Origin of the sequence: Neolewinella maritima (genome assembly GCF_923081025.1) — a bacterium.
In the GTDB taxonomy this organism is placed as follows: Bacteria; Bacteroidota; Bacteroidia; order Chitinophagales; family Saprospiraceae; genus Neolewinella; species Neolewinella maritima.
Genome location: NZ_CAKLPZ010000001.1, coordinates 681,590 through 700,730, shown reverse-complemented (window position 1 = coordinate 700,730; position 19,141 = coordinate 681,590). Strand labels below are relative to the sequence as shown.

The window sequence follows — 19,141 nt, the reverse complement described above, 5'->3', positions numbered from 1 at the left end:
ATACCTTTCGGTAGCAGCCTATGCTTGTTGCCGTGTACGCACTATTGAACTGAACGTAATCCCCAATCACGCTGGCCCAAATCTAGCTGGGCCTATACACAAGAAATTCACCTCTAGCTAAATTTATTCGATTCCACGCGCTGGGAATCAACGGGATTGGTATGCCTTACCGGGCGTATACCTACTGCTTACCGCATTGGGTAGCCCGAGCTTACCCCATCCCGCTAGTCCATCGGTCCTCCCAATCGCTCCCCGTTCCAAGCAGTACACATGCCGAGGGGTAGGGAAGCTGCTGGATCTGGCCTGACGGGTCTGATCAGATTCCACTTGCGTTTTTAGCCTTTTGCCAATTCACCATAGAAAATCATACGTCCAAATACGCCCACACTTCGAACAACACAACAACTGTTATGAACTCACGATCACCTATTCCCGCCAGCAGGGTCTATACGTGCTTCACATCAGCTATTCGTCATGGCGTACTATTCGGACTGCTGTTCATCGCGATCAATCTGCGGGGACAAAGCTTTGGAGAAAGCAACCTCGACTTCAATGGCAATGGAGGGGTATCTAGTGGTACCTCCCTGATGTTTGGTCCCGACGACCGGCTCTACGTACTAGGCATTAACGGTACCATCGATATCTTTTCTATCCAACGGAAGGGAGTCAACGATTACGAAGTCATAAGCTCCGAGGAACTACCGGACGTAAAGAATATTCCCAACCACAATGACGACGGCAGCTCCAGTGGAGGTAACGATCGGGAAGCTACGGGCCTGACCGTCACGGGTACGGCAGCCAATCCGGTGATCTATGTCACATCGAGCGACTCCCGAATAGGCGGACCCGGCGGTGATACAAACCTGGATACCAACTCCGGGGTCATCACCCGACTAAGCTGGAAGGGCAGTATGTGGGAGGTGGTAGACATCGTACGGGGGCTTCCCCGCTCGGAAGAAAACCATGCCACTAATGGACTGGAGTTCGTTACTATAAACGGTACGGACTATTTGATCGTTTGCTCCGGTGGCCATACCAATGCGGGATCGCCCTCCGATAACTTTGCCTGGACCACCGAGTACGCACTGTCCGCGGCCATCCTATCGGTCAATCTGACCCAGTTGGAAGCCCTACCTATTCTGACGGATGCGAATTCCGGCCGCAACTACATTTACGATATACCTACGCTGGACGATCCCACCCGGGCCAATGTGAATGGTATTATCGACCCCGATGCACCGGGCTACACCGGTAGTGACGTCGGCGATCCCTGGGGAGGCAACGACGGACTGAACCAGGCCATGATCGTAGAGGGCGGCCCCGTGCAGATCTTCTCCGGGGGCTTCCGCAATACGTACGACCTGGTCGTCACGGCAGACGGCAAGGTATACAGCACCGACAACGGGGCCAACGGAGGTTGGGGAGGGCTACCGGTCAATGAGGGCATGGACGGTACGGTCACCAATAATTACATCCCCTCCGAGCCCGGCAGTACCAGTCCGGTAGGTGGGGAGAAAGTAAATAATGTCGATCACCTCACCCTGATCACCACCGATATCCAGAATTATACTCCGGGTAGCTTCTACGGTGGGCATCCTACGCCTATACGGGCCAATCCGGCCGGAGCGGGACTGTTTACCAACCCCACGCAGAATGCCAACAGCAACTCAGTGTTCCGCACCCTCATCTACGATCCCGATGGCTCCCGTGGGTCGGGCTACACGACCAACCCGGGTATAGCGCTACCCGCCAATTGGCCACCGGTACCCCTCAGTCAGGCCGATCCCCGGGAGGGGGACTGGCGTGGGCCGGGCATCAGTAATCCGGACGGTGACAATGACGTACTCATCGCCACTTGGGGCACCAATACCAACGGAATAGATGAGTATACCGCCTCCAACTTCGGAGGCACAATGAAGGGCGACCTATTAGCGGGTAAAAACGGGGGGGTGCTACGCCGGGTCGAATTGAACCCCGACGGTAGCCTCAAGACGCTGACCCCCTCCTTTATTTCTAACCTGGGGGGTAATCCGCTCGGCGTGACCTGTAACAGCGATACCGACCCATTCCCCGGAACCATCTGGATCGCCACCTTCAACAGCACCATTAAGGTGCTGGAACCCCAGGATTTCGCGGTCTGCGTCCTACCCGGAAATCCTGGCTACTCCGCAACAGCAGACAATGACGCGGACGGCTACACTAATCAGGATGAGATCGATAATAAAGCAGTCGATCAAACGGTAGAGGATGTCATCTGCAACGGGGGTAACCAACCCGAGGATTTTGACAAGCCGGCGGGAGGGATCCTCGTCTCCGACCTCAACGACCCGGACGATGACAACGACAATATCCCCGATGCCAGTGACCCCTTCCAACTGGGCGATCCCCTAAGTAGTGGCACCGATGCCTTTAATCTGCCGGTGCGCAACGACCTGCTGTCCGATAATCAGACCCTGAAGGGTTACCTGGGACTCGGCTTCACGGGTATGATGAATAACGGCGCGGCCAACCCCAACTGGCTGAATTGGCTTGACCGGCGCGACGACCCAAATGACCCTCACCCCAACGATATCCTCGGCGGTGCGGTAGGTGCCATGACCATGCAGATGACGGCCGGTACGGCCCTGGGCAGCAGCAATACCCAGGAAAAGGCCTTTCAGTACGGTGTGAACGTAGATCAGCTTACCGGCGGGTTTACCGTAGAGGGGCGCTTGTTCAACTTCGCGGAGGAGCTGCAACTGTACGGTACTTCAGCCCCCCCGAATGCAGAGGTGGGCCTATTCATAGGGGACGGCACCCAGCATAATTACATCAAACTGGTCCTGACCGCTAGTGGTATGCTACAGGCCCGTCAGGAGATTAACGATACGCCCCAGGCGCCGATCACTGCCTCCCTTACTCCGAGCCAGGATATCATTCTATACTTTCAGATACAGCCCTCCAGTGGGATCATCACCCTACAGTATGCGGTGGACGGCGGAGGGGTGCAGACCCTGGGATCTATCAATGCGCAGGGTAGTGTACTGGCCGCTATACAGAGCAGCAGCACTCCCCTGGCCGTGGGGCTGATCGGCACATCCAATGCTCCGGGGGAGGAAGTAGAAGGTACTTGGGACTACCTCTACGTGCACAGTACGCAGCCCTACGTGAAGCAAGCCCTTCCGGATATCGAAGCGATGGTCAACGCGGTAGATCAGACCATTGAGTTCGGAGATTACTTCGGAGACGATACCGGCGACGAGAACCTGGTGTATACCATCAAAAGTAACAGTAACCCGGCCGTCGGAGCGAGCATTAGCGGCGGCGTGATGACCATATCGTTCCCGGCCACTCCGGAAGTCGCCGTGCTCACCATCCGGGCTACGGACAACAGCGGTCTGTTTGTAGAACAGTCGTGCACCGTCACCGTGACGGATAAACCCGTACCCATCCTACGCATCCGGGCGAACGGCGCTACCCTGGCGGCCTCGGATGCACCTCATCCAGACTGGATCGGCGGCCTCGGTGCCGGAGCGCAGAGCGGCAGTCATAATGGCCTGACCTACGCCGTAAATACCGGCAAGGTCTCGAACCACAGCACCACCGGACGACACACCTCCCTACCCGACTACGTACCACAGGCACTGTTTGCCAAGGAGCGCTATGACGTAGGCGCCGCGCCGGAGATGGAGTGGACCGTTGATCTGCCTAACGGCAATTACTTGGTGCGCCTATATATGAGTAATGGCTACTCCGGAACATCGCAGATCGGTAAGCGGATATTCGACATTTTGATTGAGGGACAATTAGTACAAAACGATCTCGACCTGGTGGCGCAATTTGGTCACCAGCACGGTGGCATGCTCGAGTACCCCGTCAACCTCACGGATGGCAGTCTCAATATTCTGTTCGGGCACGTAGTGGAGAATCCGCTCATCAATGGTATAGAGATTCTAGCCAGCGGCGGGCAAGTAGTTACTCCCGTCACGGTGAGTCCGATCGCGGATCAAAGCAATCAGGAGGGCGACCTGATCAACCTGACGGTATCGGCCTCCGGCGGGGACCCCGACAAGAACTTCTCGTACAGCGCTACCGGTCTGCCGGAGGGCATCCAGATCGAACCTACGACCGGACTACTCTTCGGCACCATCGCCGGCGGAGCCGCTGTAGGAAGCCCCTACAATGCGGTCGTCACGGTAAGCAAACCCGGCAGCGCTACGGTAAATGATGCCTTCAACTGGACGGTCACCGGTTCGGTCGGCGGCGCGAGCTGGAATGACCAGACCGATAATGAAAACTACACGGCCCGCCACGAATGCTCGTTCGTACAGGCTGGCGACAAGTTCTACCTCTTCGGAGGGCGGGAAAAATCGACTACGCTGGACGTGTACGATTACCAAGCCAAGACCTGGACTCAGATCTCTAACTCCGCGCCGGAACAGTTTAACCACTTCCAGGCCCTGGAGTATCAGGGATTGATCTGGGTGATCGGTGCGTTCAAGACGAATAATTTTCCGAACGAAGTGCCCGCAGATTATGTCTGGGCGTATAATCCGGCTACAGACGAATGGATCCGGGGGCCGGAAATTCCGACTGCCCGCAAACGGGGATCGGCCGGCTTGGTGGTCTACGACGGTAAATTTTATATCATCGCCGGTAACACCGACGGTCACGATGGAAAGTATGTTTCCTGGTTCGATGTATTCGACCCCGCCACCGGCACCTGGACCGTATTAGCCAACGCACCCCGCGACCGCGACCACTTCCACGCAGCCGTACTGGGCAATAAGCTATACGTGGCGGGCGGACGCCTATCCGGCGGCCCCGGCGGCACCTTCGCGCCCCTGATCGCCGAGGTGGATGTCTATGACTTCACTACCGGCACCTGGTCTACCGCACCCGACCTGCCTACGCCCCGGGCGGCGGCCTCGGTAGCTACGCTCAATGATGAACTGTACGTGATCGGCGGAGAGATCGGCATAGACTTGCAGGGTAAGCCAGTACGCGATGCCGTAAAGACCACCGAGGCGTTCAGTCCCGCTACGGGTAATTGGTCGACCAAAGCGGACCTGCTTACCGAACGCCACGGTACCCAGGCGATCGCCTCCGGCGACGGTATTCACGTAGCGGCGGGATCCAATACCCAGGGCGGAGGGGGAAAAATGAAGAATATGGAGTTCTACGGCACGGACAAGCCAGTGGGTACACCCCTTACGGCCAGCCAACTGCAGGTGCCGGGTAGCGTAGACGTCAGTCCGAACAGCCCCACCAGTATCACGGCGATCAGTGCGGGAGGCAACACCGGCACGATCGTGACCAAGCTGGCGATCACCGGCCCGGACGCCGCATTGTTTTTCGTGGATACTCCCGTCGACTTTGCCTTAGTCCCACCCGGAGGTAGTCTTAATCTCGGCGTAGGGTTCAGCGGTAGCGGAAGCGGTAAAACGGCCACTTTAGTCATTACCTACGGTACTGCCGGCACCGCTACCGTAACCCTGAACAGTAAGGTGCTCACCCCCGGAAACGTAGTGTACCGGGTGAATGCGGGCGGAGCGCTCACGGCCGCCATCGACGCCGAGCCGACCGACTGGTCCGCAGATCAGGCCGCAACGAATGCATACGGCAACGCCACCACGGGCACTCCCTCGCCGTACTATAAGGTGACGCCGCCGGCGCAGGACGTTACCTACGGAGCCACCTTTGCGGGCACGAATAGTACGGGATATCCCGACGCACTGTTCTTCACGGAGCGGTACAGTACGGCATCAAATCCCAATAACATGCAATGGGACTTCCCGGTAGACAATGGCAGCTATACGGTCAACTTACTCTTTGCGGAGACATGGGCCGGCGCGAAGACGCCCGGTACGCGGGTCTTCGATGTATCGATAGAAGGCATAGCGGTACTGGACGATTTTGACCAGACGGTGGCCTACGGGTGGAATACGGCCGGCGTGGAAGCGATCCCCGTAACCGTAACGGATGGTAATCTGGATATTGACTTCATCAAGGGGGTGCAGAACCCTACCATAAAGGGCATCGAAATACTAAAGCGCACTGGCAGCTCCACGCCCCAGGTGAGTATCACTTCCCCCGCCGACGGATCGACCTTCGTAGCGGGTAGTACCGTCACCGTCAACATAGAGGCTACGGATATTGCGGGTATCACCCAAGTCGAACTATTTAACGGGGCGACCAGTCTCGGCAAGGTCCTTACCGCCCCTTATGTATTCACTATTACCAATGCCAACGGCACCTATACTCTGACGGCGGAGGCGTCCAACGGTTCGACCACGACGGTGTCCGATGCCATCACGATCACGTCCGTGACCACCAACACGGCACCCACCGTAGTCATCGATGCGCCGGGGCCCAACGCAAGTGTGACGCGCGGCAGCAACCTCACGCTGGCGGGTTCGGTGACCGACGCGGAGGAAAACGGCCTGGCTGCCGGCCTGGAATGGACCTCCAGTGACATTCAATTTTCGACGAACCCCCTGAGCGGTATCGGCGCTACTATCAGCGGTCGGCTGGTCACCCCGGGCAGTCAAACCATCACCGCTACCGTCACCGACAGCGGCAACCTCAGCGACTCGGAGGCGGTGACCGTCACGGTATCGTCGCCCCAGCTTACGATCGCCGCCCCCGTAGCGAATGCTACGGTGACGGGCACCGACGTACGCGTGCAGTGGACGGCTACGGATATGCTTTACGACCTGACGGAGCACTTCCACGTCTACGTCAATCCGGCGGACCTATCGAATATCGACACCGATGACCGCATATCGACGGCCTCCGCCATCGGGCAGACCTTTTGGGACCTCGACGCGTCCGACGGTATCACTACCGGCACGAACACGGTCGTGATCCGTGCGGCCAACCAGTTTCACGAAGAATTCCTGACAAACCCCAGCGATGCGACCAGCTTCGTTCAGGACGTGGTCACCTTCAGCGTGGAACCATCGGATCAGGTAGAATTGCCGGACGCCTGTGAGAATACCCTATACCGCATCAACGTAGGCGGCCCGGCGCAGCCCTCTGCGGACGATACCTCGCTGGGGTGGAGCCCGGACGGAGGCAAGTTCGGCACGACGGGCAATTCACCGTTTCTGGCCGCCATGTCCACCGGAAATAGTCTGTACAACGGCAATTCCGGTTCGGCCCACGCCGGAGCCATTGACATGACGGACGCCACGGTACCGAGCTCCGCACCGGCCAGCATCTTTAATACCGAACGGTACGACGTGCGCACCGCGCCGGAAATGAGGTGGGAGTTTCCCGTCACCCCCGGCACCGAAGTGCAGGTGACGCTGCTCTTCGCCGAACTATATAGCGGGATCACCCAGCCCGGGCAACGGGTGTTCGATGTAGCCGTCGAGGGGGCCGTACCGCCTGCGTTCGACAATATCGACCCCTACGCCATCGCCGGCGCCAAGGGGGCCTTCACCCGCTCGGCTACCCTGGTGGTGGCGGACAATATGCTGGTCATTGAATTCCTGCACGGCGTACAACACCCCGCCCTGAAGGGTATCCAGATCTGCAAGGTGGGGGAGGATGACTGCGCGAACCCCAACGACCCGAACTGCAACAACGCCCCAACCTCCTTCTGGCTCGAAGCGGAGTGTGCCACCGTGGGTAGCGGCTGGACCGCTGCGGCCGCTGCCGGAGCCTCGAACGGCAGCTATGTGGTCTTCCCCCAGGGCAACACCTACAATACGCCGCCGGCCGATGTACCCGCCAACCGCGTACGGTTTGCCGTGCAGGCGGCTAAGGCGGGTAGCTATCATTTGTTCGCCCGCATCGACGCAGCCAGCGGTGCCGACAACTCCTACTGGGTACGCGTCAATGGCGGCAGTTGGTTCAAATGGTGGACGGGCATCACGCTGGGTGCCGGCTTCCAGTGGAATACATATCCCAATGGACCCCTGGCGCTGAGTGCCGGCGGCAACACCATCGACTTCGCCTACCGGGAGGACGGTACCAAGCTCGATAAGCTATACCTGAGCCTATCGGCTACCGCACCGACCGGGGCGGGCGAAACGGCGACCAACTGTGGCAGTACCACCAGTCGCGAAATGGGTGGACTGGGGTTTGTGCAGCAAGCACCCCCGGCGGTTGCGCACGAGCTGAGTCTGTATCCCAATCCGGTGGTCGATCGGATCAACGTCGTGCTGACGGGCGATTATCGGGGTCCGGTAGACATACGGCTCACCGACCTTACGGGGCGCAGCCTTAGCACATTGCGGATCGACAAGGCCGGCGATGAGCTACGGCACGCGTTGCACGTGGCTGCGCTGCCCGCTGGAGTTTACCGGATCCGGGTCATCGAGGGCGAGCGACAGATCGTTCGACCGTTCATTAAGTTGTAATTCCGTAATCGGAATCCTTTGTTGCTAGGATGGGGTCGCGTCATTTGACGTGGCCCCATTTTCGTAGGGGCGCGGCCGCAGGTGCAGTGTACAGTACAGTGTGCGGACATTCGATGTACAAACAGTATCTTAGCAGCCGCTATAATGAGCTAACCCCCCCAACACGCTTTACATGTTCTGGAATTTTACCCGTACCAATCCGTTGGCCGCTATCCCCTTGTCCGGGCTGATCGGTCTGCTGGTCCTACTCTTATCTCCCGGCCTGTTTGCCGGATCCGCTCCGGCTGCGAGCGGCGCTATCGTCCGCATCGAGAACCTCACCAAACTTCCGGGTACGAACCGGGGGTTCCCGGCCGAAAACTACTTCACCCTACACCGCTCTGACCGCGAGCGCAACAGCGTCGGACAGGCCATGCGGTACACCGACCGCAGTAAGATGCGGATTCACAACGATGGCAGCGGTACGCTCACGATCACCAAGCTGACCACTACGAACACCAGTAACTTCCGCATCAATGGTGCCCCGTCGGGCAGTTTCCAGATCGCGCCGAAGTCGTTCCGTGACGTGGAAGTACTCTTCCTGACCAGCGGCGGCCAGACCCGCCGGCTCGTGACCGAGTCCCTGGTCATGGAGAGCAACGCCGACAACGCATCCAGCGTGCGGGCCACCTTCCGGGGTGCCTACATGCAGTACATCGAGGGCGGCAGTGAGATCAACGCGCAGCAGGTCATGGATGCCTTCGGCTTCAAGACCCGCATGGGGGTAGACGATAACGGCAACCTACAGGTACGGCCCAGCTCCTTCTACCCCAGTGACAGTCGGGTGAACAGCGGCCTGGAGGGCGACCTCATTCTGGCCGGTATATACGAACAGGCCGACCCCAACAAACCGGTACAAACGATCCAGATGGCAGCCTTCCACGGTCCCGGTGGCTCCTCCACGGAGTTTCGCGACGAGGCCAGCGAGCGTAGAGTGGGTGGGATGAACCACAACCACGGCGATCTGTACCACCAGACGCTACTGCCCCGCCTGCTCAACGACTCCAGGGATCCCGCCGGAGATTTTACCGCCACCACCGGTCAGCCATTCCAGATCATTCTGGCCGGCTACCGCAGCACCGGCGGCAACAAAGCGAACGAGCGCAAGAACGAACTGCTGGCCATACGCACTTATAAGGTAGTAGACGGCAGCGGTCGGGTGGTCCCTAACGAGTACATCGTACTTATGGACTACGTAGGCAACGGCTGTGGCGCAGGCAATAACAACTGTGACTGGAATGACAATGTGGCCTACGTCACCAACGTACGGCCACGGGCTAAGCCGACGGCCAAGTCCATCAGTGACATCGTAGCCGAGGTGAGCACCCGCAAGAGCGTCAACGTAAGCGGCTCCTTCAGCCGGGGCTACCCCGGCAACCAGCTGACTTACTCTGCCCGGCTATCCGGCGGCGGCAGTGTACCGAGCTGGGTCACGATCAATAGCGCCACCGGCGTAGTATCCATTAATGCACCCAGCTCGGCCAGCGGTCGGGACTACCGCATCGAGGTCACGGCCACTGACCTCAACCGCATCCAGGTACGGTCTACCGTGACCCTGAACGTGATCGGCGACAGCGCACCCGACGAGCCCGCCCCCCCCGCCGGTGAGGGCCACTACTGGCTGGAAGCCGAATGCGCGCAGGTAGGCGCCAACTGGAAGCTGAACAGCGGCTCGGTCACCGCCGAGCGCACCTCCATGAGCAGTCCGCCGAGCGACGTGGCAGCCAACCGCATCCGCTTCGTCTTCGAGGTAGACCGGTCGGGCAGCTACAAGCTATTTGCCCGCATCAAGGCGCGGGATGGCAACACCGACTCGTACTGGGTACGCACTAACGGCGGCAGCTGGTACAAGTGGTCTTCGGGCATCGACCAGAGCGGTAATTTTGCCTGGAATCGTCTGCCCCCCGGCGTCACCCTGCGCACCGGTAGCAACACAATTGATTTCGCGTACCGGGAATCCGGTGCAGAACTAGACAAGCTTTACATCACCTCCACCAGTACCGCCCCCTCTGGTGCGGGCAGCCAGGGCACCAACTGCGCGGCCACGCCGAGCAACAGCATCTATTGGTTAGAGGCGGAGTGCGCGCAGGTAGGCTCACGCTGGCAGCGCCAGTCGACCGGCTCGGCCTCCGGCAGCCAGTACGTAGTGGTATCCGGACGTAACTCCACCTCGGCCGCACCAGCCGACGAAGCAGCTAACCGCGTACGCTTCACCCTGATCGGAGCCTCCAGCGGCAACTACCGGCTGTGGGCCCGCATCGACGCCCCCAGCGGCCTGGACGATTCGTTCTGGGTACGCGTCAACGGAGGTGCCTGGTACCGCTGGTACCGGGGCATCGAGCAGGGGAAAGGCTTCACCTGGAATCAGCTGCCCCTCACCCTACCCCTGCGCGAGGGAGCCAACACGGTAGACTTCGCCTACCGGGAAGACGGCACCAGGCTGGATAAGCTCTTCCTGACCAAGGGGACTACCATACCCACCGGCCTGGGTAACCCGGCCAGCAACTGTAGCGCACAGGTCGCACAGGCCGGCGTAGCCAGTGTAGAAGCTGAGGCAGCGTTCGACGACGCATCTGCGGCTCCGGAGCTTAGCTTGTTCCCCAATCCAGTCTCCGATCGCCTGCAGGTACAACTGCGCGACGCCTTTACCGGCACGGTCAACGTAGTACTCACCGATGTGCACGGACGGCGCGTAAGTATCCTGAGCTACGAAAAGCCGGCGGAACGCCTGCAACTGGAGCTGGATGTGACGGATCTTCCCGCCGGACTGTACCACCTGCAGACCATCGCGGGTGATCGGCGTACCGTCCGCTCGTTCGTGAAGCGGTAGCAAATACTACGTTTTTCCGACCTAGACAGGGTCATGTGCTTCCGGCGCATGGCCCTTTTTTGTTAAAGAAATCTAAAACATTCGCCGCGGCCGGTAACTTTTTGCGAACTGAATGCCATAAACGCATGACGAGATGATTCAGCAGGCAAATTGGGTCTATTGCTAAGGTCTCACTCCAAATGTGAAGTATGCACCCTGGCTTACCTAATTCGATTTACATGCTGAAACCGGCGCAAATCGCGCCAAAAGCCCCCGTTTGACACTGTAGGAAGTGTTATTTATTCACTATTCTTGTGAACGCTATCTACTACTATACTCCGGACATCGATCCTATTTGTTGTCCGCTGCGTTCTCTGAGTACCCTAGTGAGAACCCAGTTTTTTGCACTTGAACAACACCATGAACTACCTCAACCCTCTAGCGCTAGCGCTACTCCTGTCCGTGTGCTGCCCATTCAGCACCGTCTTCGGACAGGCAAGCCTGGACACCGTCCACATCAATTTCTCGGATGCCCTCACCCCGGCACCCGCTCCCTACTTGCAGGACTACGGCCTGCCCTTCCAGGAGCAGAACGGACGCAGCTACGGCTGGGTCATTCCCGGTACCGCGATCCCCCTCACCCTTGCCGGCAACGGACGCAACCGTAAGCCCGATCCCGACCAGAACGTGCTGAATGAGACGCTCATGCACATGCAGTACGGTGATACAGGCGGTGACCGCGGCCCCACTGATCCCGGTGCCTGGGAAGTGGCCGTACCCAACGGAACCTACCGGGTAACGGTGCAGGCCGGCGATCTCTTCCCGGAGGGGCGGCTGGGCACCATTCACGTCATCAATGCGGAGGGCTACAACCTGATCTACCAGCCCACGGTATACGGTGCGGTCAATCAATTCACGGGAAGCGCCGTAGTGGAAGTAAGCGACGGGCGGTTGACGCTGGATGCGGAGGGTGGCTACAACACCAAGATCTCCTACGTGACGATCGCCGCGGCGGCGGGCGAACCCGAGGCCTTCTTTGCTGACGTAGTACCCGCTAACGGAGCCACCGACGTATCGCCCTACTCCTTCCAGATGACGGTATCGGTGAATACGCCCCCCGACTATGAGCTGGATAAGGCGAGCATCGTAGGCCGGATCCGGCTCTTCGAGCAGACGGATGCCGGCCTCTTCGAAGTGCCCTCCAATACCAACGATACGGGCGGGGGTGATGCCGTAACGCTCACCACCAACTCCCCCCTCAAGCCAGCCACGGCCTATGTATTCACGATCGAAGGAGTGCAGGCCAACCGGATCGGCCAACTGGACGACCGGATCACCTTCCGCACCTTCACCTCACAGTTTGTGACCGCGGCCGAAGACGACACGAACCGCCCCGCCGACCTAGACGGAGTGAGCTTCACCCAACTCAGTGGAAATAACCTGGGCGCGGGTACCGCCGACCGCTTCACTACCCTGACCATCGGACCCGACGGTAAACTCTACGCCTCCACCCTCGGAGAGACCATCAAGCGCTGGACCATTGCCGCCGACGGTACGCTACACGATCTGGAGGAGCTTTCTATCCCCCTGATGGGTAGCGACCACCCCCTGGATGCTACGGTACACAACTCCGACGAGCGCTTCATTATAGGACTCGCTTTCGCTCCGGAATCCACGGCGGACAACCTGATCGCCTACGTGACCCACAGTGCCGTCACCCTTACCGATGGCCCGGAATGGGACGGCAAGCTGACCCGGCTCACCGGCCCTACGCTGCAAAATGTACAGGACGTAGTAGAGCATCTGCCACGGTCCAAAAAGGACCACCTGACGAACAGTATCGTGTTCGGCCCGGGTGATGACCTGTTCTTCCTGCAGGGCAGTAACACGGCCGGTGGCGAACCCGATCCCTCCTGGGGCATGCGTGACGAAAGTCTGCTAGCCGCGGCAGTCCTGCGCCTTGACCTGAAAAAGCTACCCGCGACGCTGCCACTCAGTGCCTTCACCACGGAGGACATCACGGTGATCAACCAGGCACCAGCGAATAGCATCACGATGAGCGACGGGACGTATAATCCCTACGCCCAAAACTCCCCCCTGACGCTCTACGCCACCGGCATCCGCAATGCGTACGATATGGTCTTCCACAGCAATGGCTGGACTTACGTACCCACCAACGGTACGGCGGGCAACAACGCGACCTCCCCCAATACCCCCGCCTCGATTGCCTACTGCAGTCAGGACACCTCCGGTATCGGGGTACGCCGCCCGAACGGTACCTACTTTACCGATCTGACCATCCCCGCCATGCTGGGTGGAGAGACCCAGAAAGACTGGTTGTTCAAGACCAAGGGGGGCAGCTACCACGGTCACCCCAATCCCTACCGCGGCGAGTTCGTACTCAATCACGGCGGTCTGGCCTACCAGGGCTTACCCGGCCAGTTGGAGACCAGTTACCGCGATGTAAGTAAGTACCCCGAAGACCTGGCGGCCGACCCCAATTACCTCGAGGTAGCTTACGATTTCGGCATGAATAAGTCGCCCAACGGCGCGCTGGAGTATACCTCCGATGCCTTCGACGGCAAACTCAAGGGCATGCTGCTGGTAGCGCGCTTTAGCGGTCAGGACGATATCATCGTACTACAGCCCGGTAATAAGTCGGGTGACATTATCGGCAGCTTCGCCGATATCCCCGGACTGCAAAGCCTGGATGATCCACTGGAGATCACGGAAGACCCCAGCACGGGCAACCTGTACGTAGCCCAGTACGACCGGGACGGCGGCGGCAACCAGAAGATCCTGCTGCTGCGCGTCGCGGATGCCAGCATTCCCACCGCCCGGATCGTAGCCGCCCCCTCCGAAGCCGTACTACAGGCTACGGTCGATAGCCCCGGTGCGACTACCGATACCATGACCATCACCATCACTAATGAAGGGGATGCCGATCTACACATCACCAACCGCTACTTCACGGGGCCCTACGCTACCCAGTTCAGGGTCACCGGTCCCTCGCCACTGACCCTCGCCCCCGCGGCCACGCAGGACTATACCGTCATCTACAAGCCAGTACTGGACTACAATGCGCTGGGTTACCAGTACGGCGAACTGGTGTTTGCCAGCGACGGCAACCAGGGAGCCCCCTATCCGGTGGACCTCTTCGCACTGAAGACCCGCGGCTACGGTGGAGATAACGAGCCCGCCCTGCAGACGATCGTCAGAACCCTGGGGTACGACATCAACGTAGGCTGGAGCAAACTGGCGAACGGCACCACGGCCGACCTCCTGGGTGATGAAGTAGACGCAAAGTTCTTCGCCGCGGCCGGCCCCGGCCCCGTGACGATGACGCCCGTAGCGCGTTACTCCCCCGCGGAAGTGCTGCCCTTCGGTGTATATACCCGCACGGGTAGCACGCTGACCCATCAGGAGGTGGCCAGCATTGCTGATGGAATCGAAAACGCTCAGCGATTGTACCCCCCACTGACGGCCGGTAGCAGCAGCTTCACCGCCCCGGAGGGTGGGTTCGGCCTGTACCTGCAGTCTGACTATTTCAATCGAAAGAGCTACTCACAGGATGATTTGAACCCCGAGGTACCCCACCGGGTACGGGTATATCCCATGCGGGATCGCGCCAGCCGCCTGCTGGAGGGAAGCTACCTGATCTGCTTCGAGGATGCCAGTAATGGCGACTACCAGGACTACGTATTCGTTCTATCGAATGTGAAGCCCTACGCGGAGACTACCGACAACGGATCTACCGGAGGGGACTTCAACGTCCAGATCAACTTCCAGGACAACAGTTTCATTCCACCCTCCGGCTACGTGGCCGATCAGGGTCAAGCGTACGGCAATCGCGCCGGTGGCATGACCTACGGGTGGATCAATGCACTGACGCGCTCCCCCCTGGATATGCAGGCGGACGCGTTCGGCGCCAGCCGGGGCGTGACCAACGCTACGGACGACCTGACGAAGCTGCGCAGCTCCGGCAATCAGCTTGACCGCCTGAATGGTCAGCAGGCCGACTGGGAGATCGCCGTACCCAATGGCTTCTACCGGGTGGAACTGGGTGTAGGAGACCCCAACGACCTGAATAGCTCGCACACGCTGCGGGCCGAAGGAGTGACCATCGTCGACAACTACGACCCCACCAACCGCTACTACGACAACCGGTCGGGGGTAGTAGAAGTGAAGGACGGTAAGCTGACGATCGACGACAACGGCGCCCTGGGGCAGAGCAACACGAAGATGACCTACGTCAAGGTGAACCACGTCGAGCAACCACTCGCTACGGGTGCCCTGGTACGGATCGAGAATATGATCAAAGTACCGGGAACCCAGCGTGGATTCCCCTACGACGACTTCTTTACCTTCCACCGCAACAACGTATCCGAGACCCATAAGGGGTATCCGATACGGACGCGCGACAACAGCGTGATGCGTATCCACAATGCGGGTGCCGCGCCTCTGGTCATCAACGAGCTGACGACCACCGATACGCGCAACTTCGTGATCGAAGGGGTAACGATACCGGACGGTGGCCTGATCGTGGAGCCCGGCGAGTACGTCGACGCTACGGTGCGCTTCGTGACCAGCGGTGGACCCAATGCCCGCCTCATTACGGAGCAACTGAAGATGACCTCTAATGCCGAGAATGGGCTACTCACCCTGGCAACCTTCCGGGGTGCCTATATGTCGCTGATCGGAGGAAATGCCGAGATCGACGCCCAGCAAGTGATGGACGCCTTCGCCTTCAATACTCGTATGGGACGGGATGCGAACGGTGAGATCATCGTACGGCCGTACTCTAATGTGCCGTCGGATGAAGACATCAACAGTGGCAAAGAGGGAGATATGATCCTCAGCAAGTTCTTCGTACAGGCTGATCCCAGCAAGCCCTTGCGGATGGTATCGCTCTCCGCACTGCACGGCGAAGGAGGATCGCCCACGGAGCTTCGCAATCAGAACTACAGCGTGGTCAACAACTTCCGCTTCAACCATGATGGCACTTACTTCCAGAGTCTGCTACCCCGTACGGACGTAGCGGGCTCCAACGAAGTAGCCGGCAAATCGGTCGACAACATCAACGTACCCTTCCAGATCATGATCGGCGGGTACAGCACCTTCGGCGGTAGCCGGACCAACCTGTACGAACCGGACGTGCTGGGTGTGCGCGTGTACCGGGCCATCGACCGCAACGGTAAAGTGATCCCCAATGAGTACATCGTCAACCAGGACTTCGTGGAGAGCGGCTGTGGCGTAGGTACCGCTAACTGTGACTGGAACGACAATACCAGCTACATCATCAATGCCCGCCCGGTAGGTGTACCCACAGCCAAACCGATCGCCGACGTAACGGTAGGGGTAGGCCAGGCTACGGACTACGTAGTGAGTAGCTCCTTCACCCGCGGATTCCCGGGTAACGTACTACAGTACTCGGCTACGCTGGGATCGGGTGCCCCCCTACCCGCGTGGATAGCACTGGGTGAGCTGGATGGCACCTTCCGCATTACCGCCCCGGCGGGAGCAGTCGGCTCGACACAGAACATCACGGTCACCGTGACGGACTTCAACGGACTGACGGCCAGCTCCACCTTCCGCGTGATCGTGAGCGGCACGGCCCCACCACCGGCCGAGAACGACGCGCCCATTGCGGTAGCCACGGCTAACCCCACGACGGGTGAGGCCCCACTGCTGGTACGCCTGGATGGAAGTGCCTCGCAGGACCTGGATGGTACGCTGGTGAGTTACGCCTGGGCCTGGAACGGTGGCACAGCTAACGGACCTACTCCGGACGTAACGTTTGCTACGGGTAACTACTCCGTCACCCTCACGGTCACGGATGACCGGGGAGCTACCGATACCGACGTGGTGGCTATCATTGCCACTGCTCCTACTACCCCGGAGCCCCCTACCGATCCCGAACCACCTACGGATCCTGAACCACCGACCGATCCAGGCACCCTGCCTACCACTGCCTGGCTAGAGGCCGAGTGTGCTACGGTAGGTGGCACCTGGACCGTGGTCGAGGACGCTGCTGCTGCCAATGGAAGTTATGCGGTGGTCATGCAGGGCAATGCTTACACGGCATCACCCGGAGACGTGGCTACTAACCGTATTCGCTTCGATCTGAGCGTGGCGGGGGGAAGCTACCAGTTGTTTGCCCGCATCAGTGCGGCAGGCGGCGGGGATGATTCCTTCTGGATCCGCGCAAACGGCGGTGCCTGGTACAAGTGGTTCAGCGGAATCAAGCAGGGCGGCTCCTTCAACTGGAATCGCCTGCCCGTAGCCCTTAATCTGAATGAAGGCGATAACATCATCGATGTAGCGTACCGGGAAGACGGTGCTAAGCTGGACAAACTGCACGTCACGCAGTCGACCACCGCACCAACGGGTACGGGCGAGACCGATGCCAGCTGTACGAATGATGGTGGTGAAGAGCCCGACCCCAATGAACCGCCCACGACCGCCCAGTCGACCTTCTCGCTCGAAGCAGAGTGTGCCGAGGTGGGTGGTGTCTGGACCGTGATCAACACGGCCAGCGCCTCGAACGGAAGCTACGCCGTAGTGCTGAACGGAAATTCGATGAACGCCGCACCCGCAGACGTGCCCGCTAACCGCATCCGCTTTGCCGTACCGAACGCAGCATCCGGTGCATACTTCCTCTATGCACGGGTAGATGCCGCCAACGGTAACGACGACTCGTTCTGGGTACGCATCAACAACGGTAGCTGGTACAAGTGGAACGGCAGTATCCGGCAGGGCCTGGGCTTTGTCTGGAACGAGTTGACCGGTGACCGGCCCGTCCTGCAGCAGGGCGCGAATACGATCGATTTTGCCTTCCGTGAGGACGGTACGAAGCTCGATAAGCTGTACCTGAGCAAGACACCCGGCCTGCCGACCGGTATTGGAATCGCTGCGGAGAACTGCGGCGGAACGACACCTCCCACCGATCCCGACCCGACTGATCCTACCCCACCTGAACCTCCGACCGCAAGCAATAACACCTTCTGGCTGGAAGCAGAGTGTAGTGCAGTGGGCGCTGGCTGGACTGTAGGCAGCGACGCAGCTGCCGCAAATGGTAGCTACGCCGTATTCCCCGTGGGTCGGTCCATGAATACGCCACCCGCCGACCAGGCCGCTAACTACCTGCGGTTTACCCTGGAAGATGCGGCGACCGGCAGCTATACCCTCTTCGCCCGTATCAGCGCGGCCAACAACCAGACTGATTCGTACTGGGTGCGTGTGAACGGCAGTGCCTGGTACAAGTGGAGCGGAGGCATTCGCTACGGTAGCGGCTTCAACTGGAACAAGCTGCCGATCACGGTAGCCCTTACCGCAGGAAGCAACACCGTCGACTTTGCCTACCGGGAAGCCGGAGCCCAGCTCGATAAGCTACACCTGAGCCTGGCGGGCGCTGTGCCGACCGGACTGGGTGAGACGGCCACCAACTGTAGTGGCGGTACCAGCCGGGAAATGGGTATGCTCGGCTTCACTACCCCGGTCGACGAACCCATAGCCGAACCCACCGTAGATGTATATCCCAACCCCATCTACCTGAACGCAACGCTCGAACTGCGCAGTGATTACAGCGGACGTGTACGTATCATCGTCACCGATATGACCGGGCGTACCGTAAGCGAGCAAGCCTTCGATAAGGAAGGGGAGCTGCTGCGCTCGGATCTGGAAGTAGCCACCCTTCCCGCCGGCGTGTACCGTCTGCGGGTGATCGAAGGCCAGCGCCAGACGATCCGGCCCTTCGTGAAGATGTAAAGTACCCCACGATTGTACCTCGGGAAGGGGCCACGCCAGCAGGTGTGGCCCCTTTTTTTTAAACATCCTCCGCCGGTAGGGTCTTCTAGCAACGCACAGTGCTGAACCCCACATAGACCGACTTCTCCTATGCGCTGTATAGCTACTACCGGCACCCTGCGTGCCTTGTTGTGTGTTT

The 19,141-nt window shown here is 59.5% G+C and carries 3 protein-coding genes; all 3 read left to right on the top strand.

The features are described from left to right. The first annotated feature begins 410 nt into the window (after positions 1 to 410). The 3 genes from MJQ68_RS02975 to MJQ68_RS02965 all read left to right on the top strand — a co-directional run bounded on the left by MJQ68_RS02975 (position 411) and on the right by MJQ68_RS02965 (position 18,963). Complete coding sequence (locus tag MJQ68_RS02975; protein ID WP_238749490.1) at positions 411 to 8,348, top strand: malectin domain-containing carbohydrate-binding protein; 7,938 nt, start codon at positions 411 to 413, stop codon at positions 8,346 to 8,348. 172 nt (positions 8,349 to 8,520) lie between these two features. Then, on the top strand, positions 8,521 to 11,217 hold the full coding sequence (locus tag MJQ68_RS02970) for a putative Ig domain-containing protein (protein WP_238749489.1): 2,697 nt from the start codon (positions 8,521 to 8,523) through the stop codon (positions 11,215 to 11,217). Positions 11,218 to 11,616: 399 nt separating this feature from the next. Beyond that, positions 11,617 to 18,963 (top strand): PKD domain-containing protein, encoded by a 7,347-nt coding sequence (locus MJQ68_RS02965; RefSeq protein ID WP_238749488.1) that lies wholly within the window; start codon positions 11,617 to 11,619, stop codon positions 18,961 to 18,963. The last annotated feature ends 178 nt before the right edge of the window (positions 18,964 to 19,141 follow it).